The organism is Aquiflexum gelatinilyticum (assembly GCF_024813435.1).
GTDB lineage: Bacteria > Bacteroidota > Bacteroidia > Cytophagales > Cyclobacteriaceae > Cognataquiflexum > Cognataquiflexum gelatinilyticum.
Window position 1 is genome coordinate 170,387 of record NZ_JANAEZ010000004.1, and the last position, 23,305, is coordinate 193,691.

Below are 23,305 nucleotides of genomic sequence, written 5' to 3' on the forward strand. Positions count from 1 at the left end.
TTTTTTTTGATTTAAGAAAAGGAATTCAGGCGAGACTGACTCCGGATGCATAATTCATCTCCAACCAAACAGATCAATAGCGGAGACTAAATCTCTTAAATTCTTTTCCTGAAATTGCGTAAATCAGGTATTCATTTTGGCTAGGCAAATACGTAACATCAACTTTTTGGCTCCCTGTTATCGGAACAGGATTAATCAGACGACCTTCAAAGTCATACAAATAAACAAATTCCTGTACTTTATCGACAACCACAAATATGCTTTTGTCCTGTCCAAAAGTATAATACTGAAACTGTAAATCCTCAGACATAATGGGTTTTGAAAAGACTTCCTTGTAGTCAGCATCCAAAACCGTTATTTTATTGTACTCATGTACAACAAACAAATAACGACCTTCTTCCTGATCTTTGATAAGGTAAAACCTGCTTTCCCGGTCCGGCCTCAACAATTGGTTGCGAAAAGTAATCTCACCGAGAAGATTGACCATGACCACTTCTCCCTCTTTTGTAACAGTTACAAGTTGGGTTTCCTTTGAGGTTCCTCTTTCCAATAATATATAATCAGATCCCAATTCACCTTTGACCTGAACCGGTGAACCTGCCTCTTCTTCGCCTCTTCGATTGAAAAAATGGATATTCCCTTTCATTCCTAAAGCCAACATCCTGTCTCCAATACCTGCCACTCTATGGTGGGCAGGCTTTACAGCTAATGGCGATCCAATGGGTTTTGGATCCCATCCCTCCAAAAGTTCCCCATATTGATCATACAAAAAGAGGTTGCCTTTTTGGGTGGATGCAAAAATCCTGTAATTCCTGTTACCCTCATAATCCAGTAAATTCAGATGGGTGAAGGTTTCATTCTGATAGGTCAGCGGAAAGTCAACCAAAGGCTGTCCAGTTCTGTCAATAGCATAAATCTTATCATTTGTGGCAAAAAGCAATTGGAGTTTCCCATTTTTATAAAAATCAAACTGAAAAATCTCAGATATAATCGGACCATCCAAATCCAAGGAGAAAACTTCCTCTCCTTCATTGGTCAGTAGAAAAATCCTGTTCATTTCATCCTGTACAACAAATTCGACGCTGTTGTCATTGAAATTACGGATGCCTACAGGACCGAAAACGAGTCGGTTTTCAAATGCTACGGAAACATTTTCAATCAGAGAAATGTCCACGTCGGAAGGACCAAGGTCAGTTTGCTTGTGACTGATTTCAATATGGATCTTCGCATCATTGCCCTCTTCAAATGTCTTTAAATATATTTTATCAAAGGTTTTTAATTCCTGCTTGTACCTCTGAAAAAAGGATTTCCAACCCGGGGAGGAGGATTCTTCCATAGTATCCCAAAACTTGGGTCCGTCCAATGCAAAGCTGAACCCCGACTCTTCTTCCAATTTCCGGATGATATCCTCTTGGTTTGCAGACTTTCCCCAATTCTTTCCTTTTTTCCAATCCTCGATAAAAAGTTTCATGGCCTTGCTACTGTTTGCCATCACAATAATCTCTTCAATTATCGTGAAATAGGTATCACCAAAACCCACAAAATTTCCATTGAACAAGTGGGCTGGGAACTCCTCGGTTCCAATAACGAAAATTTCAATTCCTTGATGGATGTCAGAAAGCTGCAAGATATCTATTTGTTGATTTTCCCCTAAACCAAATTTTTTCAACAATTCAAGCTGGACATTCGGATTTTCTGTCCTGAGCAATAATATTTTATCCTGAGCCTCATTGGAGATTTTTTCCATATTGAGCAAAGCAATATGCCCTGTAAGGTATTTTGCGAATCCCTTTTTGATTAGTCTGGTTTCAATATCCCCAATGACAGTACTGTTGAAAGGGAAATCAGATTCAAATCCTGAAAAAAGCGCAAATGGATCTTCGAGTTGGTATTGGAAATATATTGCTGTCCGGCTTGGGATCAGGTTTTTGAAATATTCGATAGTAGAAGTGGGGATACTTTTAAGGCTTGGTTTTTTTTCCCCATCAAAAAACATCGTACCATCAAGTGATACTTTTTCTTCTTTAAAATCTATCTGAAAATTTGCGGACAATTTGGTTTTCCCTTGATGCAAAACAGAAAAATTGTTCTTCTCAGGAGTGATTACTTTGGCTATTCCGGATAGGCCGCTGCCCCCAATTCTCAAAACACCCAATCCTTTGGAAGTCGGTAATTCTTTGAATAGCTCTTCATATTGTTCGCTGAAAACAGAAAGTCCATCATTTTGAGAATGTCTGATGGCATCTTCTACTAAAAAAGAGGTGAAACTCAATGCCAAAAGGTTATCAATCTTGGCATAAGTCAAAGTCACGCCATTTCCATTTGTTTTAAGTTCTTTGATGGTTATTTCACTATAATTCCTTGAAGTAATTGTCCCTTGGCTTTGTATCTTCCTTTCAATTTCTTCTAACAGATAAAAACTTTCAGGATTTTGGTAGGCCAAAACATATAAAAAATCAAATTCCTCTTTTCCCGTTGGATGAAGGGAAATAGCCAACTGATTTCCTTTTAGATTTTTTTGAAGGATTCCCGATCTCCCGGCCAGGCTGTCCAAGAACAAAAGATTGTTTTCAGCATTTTTCAAGGAAGGTATTCCTGAAACTGATTTCCAAAATGGCTGACTTACTAGTTGGTTCCAGGCCAAAACAGGTTCCTGAGTTTCAAAAACAAACAATGCTTCTGCAGAAATGACTTCTAAAGCATTCGGGTTTGTTTCTTTGAGGATATTTTTCCAAACTATTACGGCCGCAACTCCAATACAAACCAGAACAGAAAAGACGAGGATTATTTTTTTCAATTGTCGATCATTTTGGGGAATGGCTAAATTTTCCCCTAGGCAGCAATAAAATAAAAAATCCCGATAATAAACCGGGATTTTTTTACAAAAATGAAAATTTAGATTATTTCGAAGAAATCTTGTCCAGGACGTTCATCACTTCTTTTACATGTCCTCTTGAAACTTCAAGCATGGATTTTTCTTCATCATTCAGATCAAGTTCTATAACTTTCTCCACGCCGTTTTTACCCAAAATTACAGGAACGCCCAAGTAGCAATCATCAATACCATATTCTCCGTCAAGCTTGATACAGACAGGGAATACCCTTCTCTGGTTTTTCAAGATTGCTTCTACCATTTGTGCAGCAGCGGATCCCGGTGCATACCAAGCCGAAGTACCCATCAATTTGACAAGCTCACCGCCACCAAATTTAGTTCTTTCGATGATGGCATCAAGTTTCTCTTTCCCAATCAATTCAGTTACAGGAATACCGGCTACTGTGGTGTATCTTGGGAGCGGCACCATGGTATCACCATGACCGCCCATTAGGATTGCCTGAATTTCTTTGGAAGAAACATTCAACTCTTCAGCAATAAATGCCCTGTATCTTGCAGTATCAAGAATACCTGCCATTCCGATCACTTTGTTTCTTGAAAAACCGGAAGTGATGTGGGCCTGATAAGTCATGACGTCAAGTGGATTGGATACCACGATGATGATCGCATTTGGAGAATGCTTCACCACGTTTTCGGTTACTGACTTTACGATTCCTGCATTGGTTTCGATCAAGTCATCCCTTGTCATTCCAGGTTTTCTCGGCAGACCCGAAGTAATGACAATTACATCAGAATCAGCGGTTTTGCTGTAATCATTTGTGCTACCAACAGTTCTGCTGTCATACTGATTGATCGGTGCTTTTTGCCAGATATCAAGGGCTTTGCCTTCGGCAATCCCTTCTTTGATGTCTACCAATACGATCTGCTCTGCAATCTCTCTATAGGCCAATACGTCAGCACAGGTGGCACCCACGTTACCGGCACCAACTACGGTTACTTTTGTCATGATATAAGGTTTATTTTTAGTGTTAACATTGTTTTCAAAAGTGGCGCTAAGTTATTAAACAAAGGTTTCTAAATAAAGTATTCCGATTGAATACTTGATAATCGGACTTTTGTTTTCCCAATCTTTGTTTGGTTTTACGGACCTAACTGTTAGATGTTAACTCTTGCAATTCAAATTAATGATTGCAGTCCTATTTTGAATGAAACTTTTGAATCAAAATATCGGAAATCACTTTTACTGAGGAGTCTCAAACATCTCACCAAGATTAAAAAATCCAAAGGAGTTTTTATAGGATTTGAAAAGTCTCCTGTTGTTTTCATTGTAATATTCTGCCAGGGAGGTCATCACCTTGGCTTTGATTTTTGGATTGCTGTCAAATACCTCCTGAATCGCAAAGTGAGGTATGACCATCAACTCTGCCTGATCCGTAGCTACGATGGCGGTATATATTCTTTTGGTGTTTTCTAAAAGGGCATTTTCTCCAAAAGCTTCAATCTTTCCCAATTCTTTGATGACTTCAAATGAATCTTTGATGTCAATGGTAAGATTTATTTTCCCTGATTTGATGATGTAAAATGCCTGACTTGGATCTCCCCTGAAGAAAATAACTTCGTCCTTTAAATACTTCCGGTTATGGATAGCAGGCAGAAATCTTGCCATTTCAATGTTTTTGAGTTTTTCAAAAAAATTGACTTGAGAAAGAAACTGAAAAACTTCTAACTCACTTTCATTGAAAGTCCTGGAAAAAGGATTGATCATGGTTTACTTGTTTTTGAAATAAAGTACTTTTTTTGTTTTTGAGTCACATTTGAAAAGCTCCCCAATCCGAATCCCCACTACCCATGCTATCTCTCCACCGGACCAAAGTACTAAAACCTGCTTTTTTTGGATCAAAGGCACTTTCAAATCTACTAATAAATCACTGATTTTTTTTGGCTTGTCCATTCCGAGCGGGATAAATCTGTCTCCTGATTCCCATTTTTTGATCACAAGAGGAAACATCAACTTGTCAAAATCGAGCATCGCATTTTCCTTAGATTTATCGATATCTATTTCTCCTTGGAGTTGAAGGATATCATATTTTTTTTCCTTTATCAGAATAGAGATATCATGGATTTCAATCTTTTTGGGTTCCCATTCAAAATCGTTTTTACCCAAAATCAAATAATCCCTGTCCTTATTTAGCATGGATTCTCCGGCATAGAAAGTCTTTCCCGATTCTCCTTTTTCGATTGAGGTAAATACATCCTGTACATCAGCAAATGAAAATCCAAAATCCCTCAACCAATAATATAACATGGAATGTTTTCCCGGAATTTTGCCAATCTCTTTGATGGAAAGATATTGGTAGTCTCCTTCTTTGATCACCATCTCGTTTTTCCACTTTTCATATAAGAAAAAAAACGCCTTTCCCGTATCTTTCAATCGACTGAAACTTGAATCCATTATCTTAAGACCTTCAGTAAATCCTTCTTCCAACAGCGGAAATACCTTATTTCGAAGGATATTTCTTTTGTATTCATTTTTTTGATTGCTGCTGTCCTCTCTCCATTTAAGGGAATTTTGAACCATGTAGGATATAATTTCAGCCCTGGAAAACCCAAGCAAAGGACGGATAATATCTCCCCTGACCTCCGACATCCCATAAATCCCTTCTATTCCCGTTCCCCTCAATAAGTTGAGGAAAATGGTTTCCAATTGGTCATCAGCATGATGCGCTACCAAAAGCGCCTCATACCCATTTGATTTTAATACCTGATCAAACCATTCATACCGGAATTCTCTTGCAGCCATCTGCAGCGACCCTTCTCTCTCATCCAACTCTTTGATATTAGTGTTGATCAAATGAAGTTCAACTCCCCATTCTTTGGCAAGACTCCGGACAAAAGCTTCATCACCATCGCTCTCCTTTTCCCTTAGTCCAAAATTGACATGGGCTATAGCAAAGCCAATTCCCGAAGACCGAAGTAAATATCCAAGGCAAACAGAATCAATCCCCCCACTTATGGCGAGTAGGTAGATTTTGTTTTGATCCAAAAGTTTTTTTGAACGTAAGTGGTTTTTAAAAAGCTCTTCCATAAATCAAAAATACCAATTTTGGTTAATTTGCGGCCTGATTCAAAATTCTAATGTTCAAATACACCACATTTCTCCTCTTCCTGCTATTCATGGCAATCCTTCCGGGTTTACAGGCCCAAAATCTGCTGGAGATCCAAAATGCTGAATTGCTTCAAGGGGCCAATGGGTTTGAGAGATTGCTGATAGACGTTAGAATGAAGCATCAAAATTCCTTGATTTACTGTGATTCGGCTCATTTTTATAGAGCCGAAAACCGCGCCATTCTATATGGTAGTGTCCGTATTACAGATACCGTGGATCCAATCACCACTACTAGCAGGTATGCTGAATATGATGGAAATACCAAAACAGCCAAATTAAGAAACAATGTGGTTTTTAAAAACCAAACCACGACACTCTACACTGATTTTTTGGATTATAACAGGGCGACAGGGGTGGCTAATTATTTCAACAAAGGGAAAGTAGTAGACAGCACAAATGTACTTACGAGTGAAAACGGCAACTATGAGACGACTTTGGAGAAAATCACTTTTACAGACCAAGTGATATTGATTAATCCTGATTATACCTTAAAAACAGATTTTCTCATCTATAGGACTATACCAAAGACAGCAGAAACTATTGGTGTCACTAACATTGTCTCCAAAGAAGGGCACCTTTTAAATGCCCAAAAAGGAAGCTTCTACGACACTGAAAACAAGATTTTCAGGTTTTATGATGGGGATGTAGAAACAGAAACCAGTTTGGTGTATGCAGAAACCCTCTATTACGAAGAAAATAATAAATACTATGAAGGCAAAGTCAATGTAAGCCTTTACAACAAAGAAAGAGAAATTGAGATTTTTGGAGAAGAAGGCAAGTATTGGGAGGACAGAAAATACAGCATCGTATATGGAAATGCATTAGTAAAAAAATATATGGAAACTGACACGATGTTTGTGGCGGCAGACACCCTTATTTCTGAAGAGAGTGCAGATTCAGCGCAAAGGTTCCTTTATGCTTTTCACAATGTAAGGCTCATCAAATCGGAGCTTCACGGCAAATCTGACTCCTTGGTATACATCAATTTGGACTCAACGATACATCTTTTCAAAGACCCCGTGATTTGGGAAAACAAAAGTCAGATCACGGCAGATAGTATCAGTTTCTTGATTGCAAATGAAGAAATAGACAAAGTGTTTCTGAACCAAAACGCATTTACCGTTAACCGTGACACCATCGGAAATTTCAACCAAATGAAAGGGAGGAAGATGACTGGTTATTTCAAAGATCAAAAAATCAGCAGGTTGCATATCCAGGGCAATGGTGAGTCCATTTATTTCGATCTCGTCGGGGATACCCTTTTACGGGGAATGAACAAAATGCTTTGCGCAAATATTATGATGTTCTTTGAAGAAGGAAATATAAAGAAGATCAATTGGCTAGTTAAACCTGAGGGCAATTTCAAACCTCCACATATGATAGAAGAAAAAGACAAACAATTGGAGGGTTTTAATTGGCGAGAAAGCGAAAAACCGACTATGGAGGCTATCAATGAATGGCGAACACCAAAAAAAAGGGATAAAAACAGATTTAATTTTTTTAACGAACCAGATGCTGTCATACCTCCTCCAACTGATGAGGAAATACAAAAACTTTTAGAGGAAAAACTAAAATCAGGAAACTAAATGAAAAATGGTGAAAACCAAAATTTAAATGGCCGAAGTCAAACGGCCTAACCTTGAAAAAATTTTATAAAAGGTTAACAATTTTTAACCGTCATAGTATGAAAACACCAAACCTATTTGTTAAATTTATACGTATCAAGTTTAACTGTAACACAGCAAATAGGCCTATTGATAGACATCTACATGAAACGGATTTTCTTACTTTTTACCTGCATCCTGTTCATGCTTCCCTTATTTTCGGAAGCACAGGTTAGGGTTCTGTCCGAAAACATCGAATTCAGTGGCACCATCGGCAGTTCTCAGAGAAAATCCCTGATCATACAAAACGAAAGTAACCAGGAAAAAGAATACAGCCTCAAGTTTCTCAGAGGCAATATCGGTTCTTCACAAAATGTAAAAATCTGTATCGGTGAAAAATGCTTTGACCCGAAAAGAGACCTTTCCAAAATAAAAATCAGCCTAAAACCGGGAGAGATCTTTACAGACCTTTACCTTGAGTTTGAATTAGGCATCACAGAAACCAAAGGAAACTTTGATCTTCATTTCTATAACAGTACCAACATCAGAGATGTATTTGTGATAGAATCCGTATATGAAGTATTCAATCCAAGTGCGGATGAAACCAACCATAAGGATATCAGTATAGGTGGTGCCTATCCAAATCCAACCAACAGGATGGCACAGATTGATTATATGATCAAAAATCCCAAAGCAGTTGTGAAAATAAGCATCAACAGTTTCATCGGAAACCCTGTTGCTGAATACCAATTAGATCCTCTTCAAAAGAGCCTTGTGATCAATGTCGCAGATTTCAACCCTGGAGTTTATTTTTATACTTTATTCGTTGACAACAAAAATATCGTCACCAAAAAACTCGTTGTCAAGAAGTAAGACCTTCTCCCGTTTGTTAAATAATTGGTTTCAAATGAATATTCCTTTATATTTGCGCCTCCAAAAAGCAATGAAAAAATTCTCCCTTTACATTATCCCTTTTATTCTCCTTGTTTCAATTTCAGGATGTTCCGGATTCTATAAATTAGAAAAAAGCACAAACTGGGAGGAACTTTATGAAGGGGCCAATAAATATTACAATGAAGGGGAATTCAATAAAGCTATTATCTTATATGACAAAGTCCTTCCTGTAATCCGAGGAAGTGAAAAAGCTGAGCTTGCGGATTTCAATTACGCCTACTGTCATTTTAAATTAAAGAGATACATAGAATCTGCTGGATACTTCAATACTTTCTATCAAACATACAACCGAAGCCCGATGGCTGAAGAAGCTTTGTTTATGAATGCATATTCCCTATATCTTGATGCTCCGGATTACAACCTTGACCAGAAAAGCAGTCACGATGCGGTAAATGCCATTCAGATATTTATCAACCGATTCCCGGAATCAGATTCATACGAAAGGGCAACTGCAATGATCGAGGACCTTCAGATCAGATTTGAAGAAAAAGCATATCAGGAATCATTGCTTTACCTCAGACTTACGGAAGGTTTATACCCTGGAGATTTTTACAGGGCATGCATCATCAATTTTCAAAATTTTGCAAAAAGCTATCCAGATAGCAAACACAATGAAGAACTTGGCTATAAATTAGTAGAGGTGTCGTTGGCTTATGGAGAACGGAGTGTTTTTGACAAAAAGGAAGAGAGGCTAAAGGATGTTTCCAAATTTGCATCGCAGTTCAAAAGGAAATATCCTGAAAGCAAATATATTGGCAGTGTAGATGAATTGGTCAAAAAATCCCAAGTTGAATTACTTGCACACCAAACATTGAAAAAGGAATATGAGGATGAGTTGGCTAAGGCAAAAGCTCTCAATGAAGCTGAAAAAAGTGAAGACCTCGAAAAAGACAAATAATAAAGCAGCAATTTAAATTAAAAAAATATGGCAGTTAATCCATCAATTATCACTAGAGATTTGGATAAGATTTCTGAAAAATCTGGAAACTTATATGAATCCATCCATATTGCTTCCCAAAGAGCAAAACAGATTTCTTCCAGCATGAAAGAAGAATTGAACAACAAGCTTTCTGAATTTGCCTCTACTGTGGATAATCTTGAAGAAGTATTCGAGAATAAAGAGCAAATCGAAATCTCCAAATTCTACGAAAGAATGCCAAAGCCATCTTCATTGGCTATGGAGGAGTTTTTGGAAGATAAATTGTATTTCAGACGTCCTGAGGCACCAACTGAATAATGCTTTTAAAGGGGAAAAAAATTTTATTGGGAGTCACAGGAAGCATAGCGGCTTACAAGTCTGCTGTCCTTACCAGGCTTCTTGTCAAAGAAGGAGCAGAAGTACAAATCATAATGAGTACTTCTGCTCTTGATTTTATTACCCCTTTAACCTTAGGCACCCTTTCCAAAGGGCCTGTGCATCATCGGTTTCACGATCCAAATTCCGGGGTATGGACCAATCATGTTGATTTGGGCTTATGGGCTGATCTATTTTTAGTGGCACCAATCAGTGCCAACACTTTGGGCAAGTTTGCCAATGGTATTTGTGATAATTTACTCTCTGCTACCTACCTCTCCGCGAGATGCCCTGTGATGGTCGCTCCGGCCATGGACTTGGACATGTACCAGCATCCTTCTGTAAGGGAAAACCTTAACAGAATCAAATCATTTGGCAACATCATACTTGAAGCTGAAACAGGCGAATTGGCAAGTGGACTTTCCGGACAGGGAAGACTCATGGAACCTGAACACATTCTTGATTTTGTGATCAGTCACTTCGCCAAAGGACTTGAATTCAAAGGAAAAAAAATACTGATTACTTCTGGACCTACCCAAGAAGCCATTGATCCTGTAAGATTTATAAGCAACCATTCTTCAGGTAAAATGGGTGCTGCAATCGCTGATTCATTTGCTGACCAGGGTGGAGAAGTTCATCTCATTTTGGGTGTGGGTGCTGTAAAGCCGGAAAATCCTTCCATAAAAATTTATCCTGTCAGGAGTGCGGAAGAAATGTATCAAGCTACATCCAATCTTCACAAGGAGATGGATATTTGTGTTTTTGCAGCAGCTGTGGCCGATTATGCCCCAAAGCATGTAGCTTCAGAAAAAATAAAAAAAGAAGGAGATGGAATGACCATTGAGTTGGTTAAAAACATAGACATTGCATATACACTTGGAAAAAACAAAGCTCCAAGTCAAATTCATGTCGGTTTTGCATTGGAAACAGAGAATGAAGAATTTCATGCAAAAACCAAACTCCAAAAGAAAAACTTTGACTTGATCGTGCTCAACTCAATGAGAGATGCCGGTGCTGGATTCCAATTGGATACTAACAAGGTCAGGATATTTACCGAAGATGGAAAATCCCTTGAATCTGCAGTCCTTCCAAAGGATCAAATCGCTCAGATGATTTTAAGAGAAATTAAAAATCTTCCCGTAAAAATCTGACAAAAAGAATATCGTTATCTTTAAAAGAAAACCCATTCTCCATGAAGATTCGACTTGCGGTACTACTTCTGATTTTTTTTATATCAACCCCCTCTTTTGCTCAAGAATTGAATTTTTCAATTATCATTAACAGTGAAAGAGCACGTACCCAGGAGACTGCTATTTTCGAAAACATGAAAACCAGTTTCGAACAATTCCTCAATGGCAGAACATGGACAGGTGACCAATTTCAGGCCTTTGAAAGAATCAAGGGGAATATTTTGATCACCATTTCAGACATGCCACAAGTAGGGGTCTACAATGCTACTGTTCAGATTCAAACAGTAAGGCCTGTATATGGAACAAACTATGAAAGTATGATTCTCAATTTCATAGATCGGAATTGGGGATTTGAATACCTACTCTCCCAACCTTTGGAGTTTAACAGGTTTGCATTTTTAAACAATATCAGTTCTTTGTTGGCATACTACGCTTACATAGCTTTGGGATTTGATTATGACAGTTTTTCATTACGAGGGGGTACTCCCTATTTTGAAATTGCAAACGGAATAGTCAATAATGCCCAACAATCCAACCGGGCCGGATGGGCACCAAATCCCAATGATAGGAGAAACAGGTATTGGCTGATCAATGACATATATACGTCTTCGGTTTTCGGACCAATCCGTGAGGCCATATATCTTTACCATAGAAAAGGCTTGGATTTACTCTTAACAAACCCAGAGGAAGCCTACCAAAATATGATAACGGCATTTCAATTGGTGGAAGAGGCAAATACGGCTCAGCCCAACAGCATTTTTGTAATCGCTTTTTTAGATGCCAAAAGAGATGAAATCATGCGGGTTCTTCAGAATGCACCAAAAGAAACAAGAACGGAAGCCGTTGGAATCCTCCTCAAAATTGACCCTAACAACTCAAAAAGGTACAATGACCTACTTAAAGGTTGATACCAATCTTTCCTAAATTCTTTCAAAAAATTTAACCCTATAAATGCTCCGTTCCCTCAGCATTGCCAATTATGCACTGATCCAAGGCCTGGAAATGAAGCCAAGCCCAAATCTCAATATGATTACCGGTGAAACAGGGGCTGGTAAATCAATTATGCTTGGGGCCGTTGGACTATTGCTTGGAAATCGGGCAGACACCAAAGCACTCTTGAACCCTGACAAAAAGTGTGTGGTAGAAGGGAATTTTGCTATTGGAGATTACGGATTGGAAGATTTTTTTAGAAATGAAGACCTTGATTTTGATCCAGAATGCATCATCAGAAGGGAAATCAGCCCGAACGGTAAATCTCGGGCATTTATCAATGATACTCCTGTAAAGCTTGAAACCTTGAAAGACCTTGGTAAGGCACTGATGGATATCCACTCACAGCATGACAACCTACAACTTGGAGAAGGTGAATACCAATTGGATTTGGTGGATGCATTTTCGGGAAGCCATCAAGAAAAAGCTTCTTATTTATCAACTTTCAGGTCATTCCAGTCTGCAAAAAAGGCATTTGAAAAGCTAAGTCAAGAAGCTTTGGAAATGAAGAAAGAGGCTGATTTCAATAGATTTCAGCTGGAGGAATTGTCTGAATTGAAACTTCAGGAAGGTGAACAAAATGAGCTGGAAAGTGAGCAGGAAATCTTAGAAAATGCCGAAGACATCAAGTCCAAAATCCAGGAGGTCCTTTCCCAAATGGAAGACGAGCAATTTGGCGCCTTGAAGCTTTTGGCTCTAGCAAATCAAGGAGTCCAACAATTGACCAAATATGCGCATAAGTTTGAAACCTACGGCGAAAGATTCCAAAGCGTGCTAATTGAATTGAAGGATATCGCAGCAAGTCTCGCAGAAGAAGATAACAAGGTTGAAGTTGATTTTGAAAAACTTGAAAGTGTAAGAACTAGACTTAGCAAAATCTATCAACTGCAGAAAAAACATGGTTTGGATACAGTGGAAGCACTGATCGCTTTGGAAAACGAATTGGCTGACAAAGTCTTTTTGGTGGAGAATCTGGATGAAGAACTGGAGAAACTAAAAAAAGCCAAAGAAGCTGCGGAGAAAGAATTGACCGAAAAAGGCAAAGCCCTTTCCGAAAAAAGGAAATCAGCATTTCATCCATTTGCCTCCCAACTTGCAAAACTTTTGCATCAATTGGGTATGGAAAATGCGCAGGTTGAGTTTTCACATCAGCAAGTTTCTTCAACCAAAACTGGAATGGATCAGATTGATATCCTTTTTTCAGCCAATAAAGGAGTCAAACCACAGGCATTGAAACAGGTGGCCTCAGGTGGTGAATTTTCCAGATTGATTTTTGCCATCAAGTATATCATGGCTGATAAAATGGCACTGCCGACTTTGATTTTTGATGAAATAGATACAGGTGTTTCGGGTGAAATCGCCCTTCAAATGGTCCGGATGATGCAGGACATCGCCAAACAGCACCAAGTCATCTGCATCAGCCATTTGCCACAGGTGGCTGCCAAAGGCGACCAACATTACTTTGTATTTAAAGATAATAGTTCGGACAAGACAATCAGTAAAATCAAACTTCTGGAGGGAGAAGAACGAGTTTTGGAAATCGCCAAAATGATAGCCGGTGCCAATCCTTCTGCAAATGCCTTTGAAAGCGCGAGGGAGTTACTTGGGAGGTAATTGATAAAGGGTTGTAATTGTTCTAATGGTTGTAATTGTTGGTTGGTTAATTGGTTATTGGTTATATGGTTAACTGATATTGGGTTAGATATATTTCTTGAATCTTGATAATTTCTAATTGTTATTAGGATGTTAGGTTTTCGAGTTAGCTGTAATTTTAAGGCGACAATAAAAAAAACTTTCATTGGCTTCTAATAGAAAAAATAATACCAGAAAAAAATCAGAAGGGTTTGACCTTAAATATTTAGTAATTGCGTTGGGAGTAATTGGGTTGCTATTAACATTTTATATTGGCTACAGAGCTTCAGTAAGCGACAGGAAATTATTCTCAGTAAGTCTATTAGCACTATTTGCAGGACTATTATTTGAGAGTTTCAGAGTTTCGAACAATTGGAAAACAGTTATATTAATATTTGTTGGTTCATATTTTTTTAGTTTGCTCAATTTTCTTCCCGGGAAAAGAGAACACACTTACATTTTCGAAAACCATATTGAAAGTTGGCCTTACTATTTCATTTTTTTCTATGCGTTAGCATTTGCAATTTCTCATAAAGAAAGAGTAACCGTAAAGCTAACAGAAGGAATTACACTTCTTTTATCACTTTCATTGGTATATTGGACTATTGACTATGGATTTACAAACTACCGTAATTGGTTTGCCTATTCCATATTGACAATTGCTTTTTTGTTAGTAGCATTTTCAATTTTAAATGCTTTCACAAACCTACATTTATCGAAAACAACGCGATTAACATTAAGTGTTTGGAGTACGGTAATTATGTTTGCGTTTGCTGTAGATAATATTTTTAGAGTATTTAACAATCCAGACATTGAAAGCTCATACCTATCTGACGGACTTTATATTGGACTTCAATTTTTCTTATTAGGTGTTTCAGCAGTTTATATAATGCAAAACTACATGCTTCTTGCAGCATTTATCCCAAGTAAACATGGGAATTATAGACGCGACCTAAAAGAGAACAACAAAGACCATATTGACAGATATTCAGACGAGCAAGTTTACTTTGGGCATTCTTTACTCTGTATAATATATGTAGGGATTGTTTATGGTCTTAATTACAAATATCAAATCCTCCCAAGACATACAATGATATGGTTAGTATTTCTTACTTTCCCACTGATTTTAAGACTAACGGACTTTATTATAAATGGAAGAAAAAACTACAGCTAACAATTAATATTATACCAACATGGGCTTTGCGTTAGGCAGAATGATCTGCAAACTTGAAGCTTTTTACTTTTGTTCAAGTAATTGTGCTGGTTGAAAGCAAAGTGCTCAAAAAACCCCTCGACCGATTAGCTCAAAATCATTGTAATTCGGCCAATTTTAGGTTCACTCATTCCATTTTCCTCTTACCATTCCCTTCTAATCCCATGCCTTTATCTCGCATCTTGGAACTCGGTTTTGAATTCTCAGCTCTCGACTCTTGATTCTCGCGTCTTGATACTTGAAACTTGGTTCTTGGTACTTAATTCTTGGTGCCCTATACTTTTTACAATTACTACTAACGCTACCCTTATCTCCAAATCTTATTTTTTTCCTTATTTTTACACAATATTTGACCAAATCAAAAGAACATATCATGCCAGAGAATTTATTGAAAGGAAAACTCGGAATCATCACAGGAGCTTTAGATGAAAACTCCATTGCTTGGAAAGCTGCCATCAAGGCACACGAACAGGGTGGAAGGTTTGTATTGACCAACGCACCTATCGCCATGAGAATGGGAGCTATCAAGGAACTGGCAGAGCAATGCAATACCATCGTCATTCCGGCTGATGCAACTTCTTTGGAAGATATCGAAAAACTATATACCGAAGCCCGTGAGTATTTGGGTGGTAACTTCGACTTTTTGCTTCACTCCATCGGCATGTCCCCAAATATCCGTAAAGGACGCTCCTATGGGGACCTCAATTACGAATGGGCTGCAAAATCCTATGATGTCTCTTCAGTATCTTTTCACAAAATGATGCAGGTAGCAGAGAAAATGGACGCCATGAACGAATGGGGTTCTATTCTTGGACTTTCTTACATAGCAGCACAAAGAGTTTATCCTTTTTATACCGATATGGCTGATGCAAAAGCACTTTTGGAAAGCATCGCGAGAGGTTATGGATATAGATATGGCAAGCTGAAAAAAGTAAGGGTAAATACCATTTCCCAATCCCCTACCAAAACTACCGCGGGAACAGGAATCGGCGGATTCGATACCTTCTATAATTTTGCGGATTCCATGTCACCATTGGGAAATGCTTCAGCTGAAGCTTGTGCTGATTATATCATTACCATGTTTTCAGATTTGACCAGAATGGTCACCATGCAAAACCTGTTTCATGACGGCGGTTATTCCAATACAGGGATTTCTGAAGATATCATGAACAAGTTTATGGACCTTTAAAAACGAAAACTTATTCCGCTTTTTATTAGGAACAAAATAGATATCAAGATGCCGAATACGGTAAAAAAATAAGGGCTGATTAATTTCAGCCCTTATTTTTTGAATTCAACCCTCTCCAACACCAACCCATTAGTAGGAACTGCCACAGAAATGGGAGTTGCATTGTCTGAATCCAAGGCATTTTTCAAGTCGTCCAATGTTATTTTTCCCAATCCCAAGTCCATCAAAGCCGCCATCATTATCCTAACCTGATACCTGAGAAATCCTTTCCCCTTGACGGAAAAAGTGGAGGCTTTTTCTGGAATAAAGCCTTTTCCAGCCTCAGAATGGGTACAAAGGTCAGACTCCAAAACTTCTCTTACATAATCATCTGTCACTTTATCGATGGAGCAAAACCTGCGGAAATCATGTTTCCCCTCAAAAAGTTTGGCACCCTTTTTCATCAAATCAAGATCAGGTATTCCTTCAAAAAATATTAGGTTTCCTGCCGCAAATGGGTGAAATTTTTCCCCAATCGCAAAGTGATAGCGGTATTCCTTCCAAGCGACATCCTGAATAATATTGAAGGTCAATGGTACTGGATGAAACTCTAATAACCTTATATCTGAAGACAAAATTGAATTTAATTCATCAAGAAGATCGGGAAAGATTTCATGTTTCAAAAACAGCTCGAAGGCACCACGATTACAGGAAACCCCGGTATCCGTCCTGCTTGCGCCAAGGATGGTAAAATCCTCATGTCCCAAAACATACCTGAATGCCTTTTCTAAAGTACCTTGGATAGTTTTTACTCCGGGCTGCTTTTGCCAACCGTGATACCGAAGTCCTAAATACTGCAGGTAAAAAAGATAAGTAAATGGTCTGGTTTGCATTTTGGAATACTGGGGAAATGACAAATAAAGGGATCATGCTTTCCAAATACAAAACCCTCCAAAAGATTTGAACTTTTGGAGGGTTTATATCAAGAATTAATTTTTTCAATTTTAAATATTAGCTGCCAGCCAATCCCCCACTTCCGAGGTCTTGTAGGCTTTTCCTCCCTCGGCGATGTCTTCTGTAACGATTCCTTCTGCCAGTGATTTATTGACCACATCAGAAATGGCTTTTGCTTCTTCCCTCAGGTCAAATGCATACTCGAACATCATTGCTGCCGATAGGATTGTTCCTAATGGATTTGCGATATCCTTGCCTGCAGCTTGAGGATAAGAACCGTGTATCGGTTCAAAAAGCTTGTTGTCAGTACCCAATGATGCAGAAGGCATCAAACCCATAGAACCTGAAATCACTGAGGCTTCGTCTGTCAGGATATCTCCAAACAGGTTTTCCGTAATCAAAACATCATATGCTTTTGGCCATTGTATCAAACGCATGGCGACGGCATCTACAAACTCATATTCCACTTTGACGTCACTATATTCCGTAGCTAATTCCTGCACAGTCTCTCTCCAAAGTCTGGAAGTAGCCAAGACATTGGCTTTGTCCACACAGGTCAATAATTTTCTTCTCTTCAGGGCAGCTTCGAATCCCATTCTTGCCAACCTCGTGATTTCTTCTTTGGAATAAACATTGGTATCAAATGCTTTGGTACCCTGCTCGTTTCTTCCACGGGGTTCTCCAAAATAAATCCCTCCAGTCAACTCCCTGAAGAAAACCAAATCCACTCCTTCGATCCTATCCAATTTCAAGGGAGATTTATGTACCAAAGAAGGAAAAGTAAAGGTTGGACGCACATTGGCAAACAAGCCCAATTTTTTTCTCATTGCCAATAATCCTTGTTCTGGCCTTACTTTGGCTTTAGGATCATTGTCATATTTGGGATCACCTATTGCGCCAAAAAGTACAGCATCCGCTCTCAAACAAACCTCGTGTGTCTCATCCGGATAAGGATTGCCGGTAAGGTCAATCGCAGCAGCCCCAACGGGTGCCTCCTCAAAATGGATAGTATGGCCAAATTTCTTGCCTACTGCTTTTACTACTTTGACTGCCTGGGCAATCACCTCAGGGCCGATGCCGTCACCCGGCAATAGCGCTATATTCATTTCCATAGAAATTCTTTTTATCTAGTTCAGGGTTTTCGTCCGGGTGAGTTCCGATTCCCGGCTCTGTTTTTTTTATCTTCTCAATAATGTTGAGCATTTTTTCTGTTGCCTTAAGGGCGGCCACGGTCTGATCGCTGTCAAGACCTTTGGTTTTGAAAATCCTTCCAAAATCCCAGGTAATGACTGTTTCTACAAAGGCATCAGTCTTTCCGCCGGGAGGAATGGTCACACTATAATTGGTCAAAACCGGTAATTCTTTATTCAAGGATTTGTAAATCTTTTTCAATGCCTTCATGAAAGCATCGTATTGACCATCTCCTGAAGATCCTTCTTCATAGCTTTCTCCGTTGATGTTGATCTTCAATTGAACGGTGGGTCTCAAGCCCTTTGAATGGCTGAGGTTATAACCTTCAATGAATATATCGTGGGAGATGGAGTTGTTCTGCAGCACATCAGAAATGATATAAGGTAAATCTTCTGTGGTCACGCGTTCTTTCTTGTCCCCCAATTCTATGATCCTTTGGGTAACCTTTGTCAGTTCATCAGGTTCAAGGGAGATGCCCAATTCCTGCAGGTTTTTGACAATATTGGCTTTTCCTGAGGTCTTACCCAAAGCATATTTCCTTTGTCTGCCAAATCGCTCGGGAAGCAAATCATTGAAATAAAGATTTTTCTTATTGTCCCCATCGGCATGGATTCCTGCAGTTTGGGTAAATACATTTTCACCTACTACCGGTTTGTTGGCAGGGATGTGCTGACCGGAAAATTGCTCTACCAACTTGCTGACGCGATAGATTTTGTTTTCTTTGACGTTCAGCTTAAAGTCTGTAAAGTCCTTCAAAACAGCAATTACTGATTCTAATGGCGCATTTCCGGCCCTTTCTCCCAATCCATTGACCGTGGTGTGGATACCGCCAACGCCGTTATAAATTGCCTCGAGCACATTGGCTACTGACAAATCATAGTCATTGTGCGCGTGAAAATCAAAATGGGTATCAGGATATTCACTTGTAATCAGCTTGAGAAAATGGGACACTTCTCTGGGATTGAGCAACCCCAATGTATCGGGAAGCATGATTCTCCTTACCTGAAGCTGTACCAAAACACCAATCAAATCCATGGTGTAATTCATGGAATTTCTCATGCCATTGGACCAATCTTCCAAGTAAACATTGACCGAAATACCATTTTCGCGGGCATAGAGCACACTTTTTTCAATATCCTTGAAATGTTGCTCCGGGGTTTTCCGAAGCTGATGGGTCAGGTGATTGAGAGAACCTTTGGTCAAAAGATTGAGAACCTTCCCTCCGGCTTCCTTTATCCAATTGATCGAAGCAGGGGTATCGACAAAACCCAATACCTCTACCCTATCCAGATATCCTTTTTCGGCAGCCCACTGGGTAATTCTTTTCACTCCTTCCAATTCCCCTTCAGAAACCCGGGCAGAAGCCACTTCGATCCTATCCACCTTCATTTCATCCAATAGCAGTTTGGCTATCTGAAGTTTTTCTGAAGGAAGAAAGGAAACTCCCGAGGTCTGTTCTCCATCCCTCAGAGTGGTATCCATGATTTCTATTTTCCTGTGATGACCCATTTTTTGGAGTTTGGCACAAAGTTTACAAATGCGTGCTGCTGGATTTAATGTTTAAGAAGGATGATTAGAATCCGCTTACCTGTTTTCGGCGAAAGCAGCAATTTCATCCTTAATATTTAATAGATAATCAATGTCGTCAAAACCGTTTTTCATGTTTTCCTTTTTGTAGGAATTGATGTCAAAAGATTCAGATGCTCCTGTGCTGAGCAGTGTGATTTTTTGTTTGTCGATATCTATTTCAACTTCTGTCTTTGGATCCGCTTCAACTGCTTTAAACAAAACTTCTGCAAATTCGGGACTGATGGTCACCGGCAAAACACCGATATTCAGACAGTTATTCTTGAAAATATCAGCAAAGAAACTTGAAACAACTGCCCTGAATCCATAATCATAGATTGCCCAAACTGCGTGTTCACGGCTGGAACCTGAACCGAAATTTTTTCCTGAAAGGAGAATTTTTCCTGAATAGGTAGGATCGTTGAGCACAAAATCCTTTTTGGGATTTCCTTCCACATCATATCTCCAATCCCTGAACAGGTTGTCTCCGAAACCTTCCCTTTCGGTAGCTTTTAGAAAGCGGGCCGGAATGATTTGGTCCGTGTCGACGTTTTCGGCAGGTAAAGGAACAACTGTGCTGGTAAGTATATTGAATTTATCGTAAGCCATTTTTTCTTTCTTTTTGATTAAAATACTTCCCTTGGATCTGCGATTACGCCCGTTACGGCTACAGCTGCGACCGTAAGTGGACTGGCCAAAAGTGTTCTTGCACCTGGACCTTGTCTTCCTTCAAAATTCCTGTTGGAAGTAGACACGGCATATTTACCTGAAGGAATTTTGTCGTCATTCATGGCAAGACAGGCTGAACAGCCCGGTTGTCTCAATTCGAAACCGGCATCTTCCAATATTTTTACCAAACCTTCTTCATGCGCCATTTTCTCTACTTCTCTTGATCCTGGAACAATCCAAGCGGTGATATTATCCGCCTTGTGTTTTCCTTTGACAAAAGCAGCTACCGAGCGGATGTCTTCGATCCTGCCATTCGTACAGCTTCCTACGAATACATAATCCACCTTTTTTCCTTTGATTGGTTCACCTGGGGCAAAACCCATATATTCCAAAGATTTGAGATAGGAGATTTTATTGCTTCCTTCCATTCCTTCGGTTGTCGGGATGTTGCCTTTGATTTTGATACCCATACCAGGATTGGTACCGTAGGTTATCATCGGCTCGATATCAGTGCCATCAAAAGTATATTCTTTATCAAAAACAGCACCTTCGTCTGTTTTCAGCGTTTTCCAATAAGCTACAGCTTTGTCCCACGCTTCACCTTTTGGTGCATACTGTTTTCCCTTGAGGTAGGCAAATGTGGTTTCGTCAGGAGCTATCAAACCTCCACGGGCACCCATTTCGATACTCATGTTGCAGATGGTCATCCTTGCTTCCATGCTCAAGCTTCGGATAGCCGAACCTGCATATTCCACAAAGTACCCTGTTGCCCCTGCAGCCGAAATCTTGGCAATGATATAGAGAATGATGTCCTTGGAAGTCACTCCGGCCCCTAATTCACCATCTACTGTGATTCTCATTTTTTTGGCCTTGGTCTGCATGATGCATTGTGTCGCCAAAACCATTTCCACTTCAGAGGTTCCGATTCCAAATGCAATAGCCCCAAAAGCACCATGGGTTGAGGTATGGCTGTCTCCACAGACAATGGTCATGCCCGGTTGGGTGATGCCCAACTCAGGACCAATCACGTGAACAATACCATGGTGGTCAGAACCCAAATCATGCAGTTCAATGCCATATTTTTTACAGTTTTCCCTCAATTTTTCAACCTGCATGCGGGAAAGTTTGTCTTTAATGGTTTTGTCCTGATCGACGGTAGGTACATTGTGGTCCGGAGTACCGACTGTTCTGTCGGGATGAAGAACACCAATGCCTCTTTTTTCCAGATTCAGAAATGCTACCGGGCTTGTCACTTCATGGATAAAATGCTTATCAATGAAGAAGACATCAGGACCATTGGGTACGGAACGCACCACATGTGAATCCCAGATTTTATCGAATAATGTATTTTTTTCCATCTTAACTTACGCTACAATCACTTTGTCTTTGACAGGTATTTTGTTCAGGGCATCCACAAATGCCTGTGCTGAAGCCAATACGATATCTGTATTGGATGCAAAACCATAATAAGGTCTGTCACCCTGAATAATCCTCATGTGTACTTTGGCAACATCATCACTTCCATGGGTTATCGCTTGGATGAGGAATTCCTCCAGCTCAATCTGTGGTTTGACAATGGATTCAATTGCCTTCAAAACCGCATCTACAGGACCGTTGCCGGTTGAGTCTGCCTCAAAATTTTTCTCCCCAACCTTCAGTTCCACACGGGCTTTGATTTCACCGTTTGACTGGTAGCTTACTTTCCCAAGTTCAATAAAGGAGGAACCGTCCATAAACTTCCCAACAAGGGAAAGCAGATCCTTTGTTCCGATATCTCTTTTAGAATCAGCCAAAATCAAAAATTCCTCATATACCTCACGCAGCGGTTCACCTTCAAGTTCTACGCCCAAAGCATCCAAATGGTGCTTGAGTGCAGCCCTACCGCTTCTCGCAGTCAGGACGATAGTAGATTCATGAACGCCAACTTCTTTTGGGTCGATGATCTCGTAATTTTCTCTGTGCTTGAGGACGCCATCTTGGTGGATGCCAGAGGAATGGGCAAATGCATTTCTTCCTACTATCGCTTTGTTGGGCTGCACCGGCATGTTCATCAACTTTGAGATCAACCTGCTTGTCCCATAGATCAATTCGGTCTTGATATTAGTATGGACCGGAATGGCATGGTGGCATTTGATCGCCATGACCACTTCTTCCAAAGAGGTGTTTCCTGCACGCTCCCCAATGCCGTTGATCGTAAGTTCTGCTTGTCTTGCGCCGTTTTGTACCCCTGCTATGGTATTAGCAGTGGCCATCCCCAAATCATTGTGGCAATGTGTTGCAATAATCGCTTTGTCGATATTCGATACGTTTTCCTTCAGGTAGCGGATGATCGCGCCGTATTGCTCAGGAAGACAATAACCGGTAGTATCCGGGATATTAACTACCGTTGCGCCGGCTTTGATCACTGCTTCGATGATTTTTGCTAGGAATGGCAACTCAGCCCTTCCTGCATCCTCAGCGTAGAATTCAACATCCTCGACGAAGCTTTTTGCATATTTCACCGCCCTTATACCTCTTTCGATGATGTTTTCAGGAGTGGATCTCAGCTTGAATTGAATATGGTAAGGGGACACTCCGATGCCTGTATGGATTCTTCCTTTTTTGGCATACTTCAAAGCATCGGCAGCGACTTCTATGTCTTTCTCCACTGCCCTTGAAAGGGCGCAGATGATAGGATTAGATACAGCTTTGGAAATTTCTACTACCGAATTGAAATCGCCTGGACTGGAAATTGGAAATCCTGCCTCGATGATATCAACTCCAAGTTCTTCTAAAGCTTTCGCCACCACTATCTTTTCCTGGGAGTTTAACTGACATCCCGGTACCTGCTCTCCATCCCGGAGGGTAGTATCAAATATCCATAGCTTTTCACTCATAATTA

The 23,305-nt window shown here is 39.7% G+C and carries 19 protein-coding genes; 9 read left to right on the forward strand and 10 right to left on the reverse strand.

Translation table 11 applies throughout. From position 1 onward, the window contains the following. Positions 1-73: 73 nt before the first annotated feature. From NK987_RS11145 to tilS, 4 genes are all read right to left on the reverse strand, one after another. Positions 74-2,797, reverse strand: a complete 2,724-nt coding sequence (locus NK987_RS11145; protein ID WP_259263906.1) for a hypothetical protein — start codon at positions 2,795-2,797, stop codon at positions 74-76. Positions 2,798-2,900: 103 nt separating this feature from the next. Continuing rightward, on the reverse strand, positions 2,901-3,839 hold the full coding sequence (gene mdh / locus NK987_RS11150; protein WP_259263907.1) for a malate dehydrogenase: 939 nt from the start codon (positions 3,837-3,839) through the stop codon (positions 2,901-2,903). 234 nt (positions 3,840-4,073) lie between these two features. Continuing rightward, positions 4,074-4,598 carry a Crp/Fnr family transcriptional regulator gene (locus NK987_RS11155; RefSeq protein ID WP_258425007.1) on the reverse strand — a complete coding sequence of 175 codons (525 nt, stop codon included), beginning with the start codon at positions 4,596-4,598 and terminating at the stop codon, positions 4,074-4,076. A 3-nt stretch (positions 4,599-4,601) separates the two neighbouring features. Next, complete coding sequence (tilS, locus tag NK987_RS11160; RefSeq protein ID WP_259263908.1) at positions 4,602-5,918, reverse strand: tRNA lysidine(34) synthetase TilS; 1,317 nt, start codon at positions 5,916-5,918, stop codon at positions 4,602-4,604. Positions 5,919-5,968: 50 nt separating this feature from the next. Here tilS and NK987_RS11165 point away from each other — a divergent pair, with 50 nt between their 5' ends. The 9 genes from NK987_RS11165 (at position 5,969) to NK987_RS11205 (ending at position 16,065) form a co-directional block, all read left to right on the forward strand. Further along, positions 5,969-7,585, forward strand: a complete 1,617-nt coding sequence (locus NK987_RS11165; protein ID WP_259263909.1) for an OstA-like protein — start codon at positions 5,969-5,971, stop codon at positions 7,583-7,585. Between the two features lie 183 nt (positions 7,586-7,768). Then, on the forward strand, positions 7,769-8,476 hold the full coding sequence (locus NK987_RS11170; RefSeq protein WP_258425010.1) for a T9SS type A sorting domain-containing protein: 708 nt from the start codon (positions 7,769-7,771) through the stop codon (positions 8,474-8,476). A gap of 70 nt (positions 8,477-8,546) precedes the next feature. Next, positions 8,547-9,455, forward strand: coding sequence for an outer membrane protein assembly factor BamD (locus NK987_RS11175; protein ID WP_259263910.1), 909 nt, complete (start codon positions 8,547-8,549; stop codon positions 9,453-9,455). Between the two features lie 27 nt (positions 9,456-9,482). Next, positions 9,483-9,794: a DNA-directed RNA polymerase subunit omega gene (locus NK987_RS11180; protein WP_258425012.1), complete on the forward strand. Its 312-nt coding sequence runs from the start codon at positions 9,483-9,485 to the stop codon at positions 9,792-9,794. Next, the gene (coaBC, locus tag NK987_RS11185) at positions 9,794-11,002 is read left to right on the forward strand and encodes a bifunctional phosphopantothenoylcysteine decarboxylase/phosphopantothenate--cysteine ligase CoaBC (RefSeq protein ID WP_258425013.1); all 1,209 of its coding nucleotides are present in this window, start codon (positions 9,794-9,796) and stop codon (positions 11,000-11,002) included. The genes NK987_RS11180 and coaBC overlap by 1 nt, the downstream gene beginning before the upstream one ends. A gap of 41 nt (positions 11,003-11,043) precedes the next feature. Next, positions 11,044-11,949, forward strand: a complete 906-nt coding sequence (gene porD / locus NK987_RS11190; RefSeq protein WP_259263911.1) for a type IX secretion system protein PorD — start codon at positions 11,044-11,046, stop codon at positions 11,947-11,949. A gap of 43 nt (positions 11,950-11,992) precedes the next feature. Next, positions 11,993-13,645, forward strand: coding sequence for a DNA repair protein RecN (gene recN, locus NK987_RS11195; RefSeq protein ID WP_259263912.1), 1,653 nt, complete (start codon positions 11,993-11,995; stop codon positions 13,643-13,645). 184 nt (positions 13,646-13,829) lie between these two features. Then, positions 13,830-14,837, forward strand: coding sequence for a hypothetical protein (locus NK987_RS11200; RefSeq protein WP_258425016.1), 1,008 nt, complete (start codon positions 13,830-13,832; stop codon positions 14,835-14,837). Between the two features lie 412 nt (positions 14,838-15,249). Beyond that, positions 15,250-16,065 (forward strand): enoyl-ACP reductase FabI, encoded by an 816-nt coding sequence (locus NK987_RS11205; protein ID WP_258425017.1) that lies wholly within the window; start codon positions 15,250-15,252, stop codon positions 16,063-16,065. A gap of 92 nt (positions 16,066-16,157) precedes the next feature. On the opposite strand, the gene NK987_RS11210 is transcribed toward NK987_RS11205, so the two are convergent. The 6 genes from NK987_RS11210 to NK987_RS11235 form a co-directional block, all read right to left on the reverse strand. Next, complete coding sequence (locus NK987_RS11210; protein WP_259263913.1) at positions 16,158-16,937, reverse strand: tRNA pseudouridine synthase A; 780 nt, start codon at positions 16,935-16,937, stop codon at positions 16,158-16,160. Positions 16,938-17,048: 111 nt separating this feature from the next. Then, complete coding sequence (gene leuB, locus NK987_RS11215; protein ID WP_259263914.1) at positions 17,049-18,110, reverse strand: 3-isopropylmalate dehydrogenase; 1,062 nt, start codon at positions 18,108-18,110, stop codon at positions 17,049-17,051. Next, positions 18,079-19,698: an alpha-isopropylmalate synthase regulatory domain-containing protein gene (locus NK987_RS11220; RefSeq protein WP_259263915.1), complete on the reverse strand. Its 1,620-nt coding sequence runs from the start codon at positions 19,696-19,698 to the stop codon at positions 18,079-18,081. The genes leuB and NK987_RS11220 overlap by 32 nt, the downstream gene beginning before the upstream one ends. 75 nt (positions 19,699-19,773) lie before the next feature. Then, the gene (gene leuD, locus NK987_RS11225; protein ID WP_259263916.1) at positions 19,774-20,364 is read right to left on the reverse strand and encodes a 3-isopropylmalate dehydratase small subunit; all 591 of its coding nucleotides are present in this window, start codon (positions 20,362-20,364) and stop codon (positions 19,774-19,776) included. 17 nt (positions 20,365-20,381) lie between these two features. Then, positions 20,382-21,782, reverse strand: a complete 1,401-nt coding sequence (gene leuC / locus NK987_RS11230) for a 3-isopropylmalate dehydratase large subunit (RefSeq protein WP_259263917.1) — start codon at positions 21,780-21,782, stop codon at positions 20,382-20,384. A gap of 6 nt (positions 21,783-21,788) precedes the next feature. Then, on the reverse strand, positions 21,789-23,300 hold the full coding sequence (locus NK987_RS11235) for a 2-isopropylmalate synthase (protein WP_259263918.1): 1,512 nt from the start codon (positions 23,298-23,300) through the stop codon (positions 21,789-21,791). Between the last annotated feature and the right edge of the window lie 5 nt (positions 23,301-23,305).